At 67.9% G+C, this 728-nt stretch carries 1 pseudogene; it reads left to right on the forward strand.

The annotated features are described in order from the left end of the window. Nucleotides 1–728 (forward strand): annotated as a pseudogene (locus HLH21_RS16830) (ammonium transporter); the annotation flags it as partial.

Raw genomic sequence — 728 nt, forward strand, 5'->3', positions numbered from 1 at the left:
CTGGCGCTGTTCTATGCCGGCATGGTCCGCAAGAAGAACGTGCTGGCGACGGTCATGCAGTCGTTCGCCATCTGCTGCATCATCACCGTGGTGTGGATGGTGGCGGGCTACAGCCTGGCGTTCTCGACGGGCTCGCCCTACCTGGGCGACCTGTCGAAGGCGATGCTGTCGGGCATCGGCGCGCATATCGCCAAGGGCGCCGATATCGGCTTCACCCTGGGGGCCGGCTCGGCCAACGCCACCGTGATGACGATCCCCGAGAGCGTCTTCATGATGTTCCAGATGACGTTCGCGATCATCACCCCGGCGCTGATCGCCGGCGCCTTCGCCGAACGCATGAAATTCAGCGCGCTGTGCGTGTTCACCATCCTGTGGTCGCTGGTGGTCTATGCCCCGATCGCCCACTGGGTCTGGAGCCCGCTGGGCTGGGTCGCCGGCCTGGGCGCGGTCGATTTCGCCGGCGGCACGGTGGTGCATATCAACGCCGGCATCGCGGGTCTGGTCTGCGCGCTGGTGATGGGCAAGCGTCGCGGCTACGGCCAGGACGATCTGTCGCCGTTCAACCTGACCTATGCCGTCGCCGGCGCCTCGCTGCTGTGGGTGGGCTGGTTCGGCTTCAACGCCGGGTCGGCGGTGGGCGCCAACGGCCGCGCCGGCATGGCCATGGCCACCACGCAGATCGCCACCGCCGCCGCGGGGCTGGGCTGGATGGTCGCGGAATGGATCCG

The sequence above is a fragment of the Gluconacetobacter johannae genome, from assembly GCF_014174305.1.
Lineage (GTDB): Bacteria > Pseudomonadota > Alphaproteobacteria > Acetobacterales > Acetobacteraceae > Gluconacetobacter > Gluconacetobacter johannae.